The organism is Hydromonas duriensis (assembly GCF_004363775.1).
GTDB classification, from domain to species: Bacteria; Pseudomonadota; Gammaproteobacteria; order Burkholderiales; family Burkholderiaceae; genus Hydromonas; species Hydromonas duriensis.
This window is the reverse complement of sequence record NZ_SNZE01000074.1, coordinates 1-1283: the sequence shown is the minus strand read 5'-3', so window position 1 is coordinate 1283 and position 1283 is coordinate 1. Positions and strand designations below refer to the sequence as shown.

Genomic DNA, 1283 nt, shown 5'->3' with positions numbered 1-1283 from the left:
GCAGACGTGGGTACATGTTCATCATGTAGCGTCAGCCATCCATTGTGGTCAGTGGTGACGAACAAGACATCAGACGCCGCGGCGAAGAAGAACGTGCGCATTGGTGACACCATCAACTACACCGTGACCTCAACCATCACAGGTGGTGCATCGACACGCGACGTGGTCTTGACCGACACCTTGGGTACAGGTTTGACTTTGAGCAGTGTGCCCGCAGGTTGTTCGGCCTCAGGTTCGGTCTTGTCATGCACCGTGCCAAGTGGTTCAGCCGCAGGCAACTATGCATTCACATACGCCGCGACGGTCAATGCCCAAGCGCAAAGCACAGTGGTCAACACCGTATCGCCAAGCTATGGTTCATGTGCAACCTGTAGCACCAGCTCGGTGGTGATTAAAGACGTGGCGTTGTTGGTCACTAAAACCGCTAAAACCAAAACCGCGAAGATTGGTGACTTTGTGCGCTACGAAGTGGTGATTGAGAATCCAAGCAAGTACGACGCGGTTGACTTTAGCTTAATCGACCAACCAGCACCTGGCTTGAGCTATGTATCGGGTTCAATGAATGTCGCAGGCGATGACAGCTTCACGGTGACGGCGGAGTACCCATTGACGACGTCGCATTTGGATTTAGCCGCAGGCCAAAAACTGACCTTAAGCTACATGATGCGTGTCGGTGTCAGTGCAGGACAGGGCAGTTTACAAAACTGTGCGCAAGTGGGCGATGCGTCATCCGCCATCACAAGTAACCGTTCATGTGCATCGATTACCCGTTCGTCGGATCCTGACTTTGAAGACAGCCGCATCTTGGGTACGGTGTTTGAGGACAGCAATGCCAATGGCATCCAAGACGAGGGTGAACCGGGTATCCCTGGGGTTCGTTTGGCAACGGTTGAAGGTTTGTTGATTGAAACCGATGCGTATGGCCGTTACCACATTGAAGGTATTAACCCAGGTCAATGGGCGCGTGGCAGTAACTTCATTGTCAAAGTGGACATGACGACCGTACCTGAAGGGGCTGTGCCTACGACGCAGAACCCGTTGGTGAAACGTTTGACTCAAGGTTTACCAGGCTTGTTTAACTTTGGTTTCCGTGTGCCGTTCAATACGTATGAACCCGGTAAACCGTTGTCGTTCCCTGTGATGTTGACGGCGGATGGTTTGTTTGAGTTTGACCGCTTTGATTTGTTAGAGGCGGGACGCACTAAGTTGGCGGCTTTGGCTAAACAGTTGCAAGAGGACTCTAACACTCAGAAAGGTTTGAAAGTCTCGGCGTATACCGACCG

At 52.1% G+C, this 1283-nt stretch carries 1 protein-coding gene; it reads left to right on the top strand.

The window, feature by feature from the left end; all coding sequences use genetic code 11:
- Positions 1–1283, top strand: a 1283-nt coding sequence (locus DFR44_RS11325; protein WP_133621671.1) for an SdrD B-like domain-containing protein, incomplete at both ends; no start/stop codon positions are given.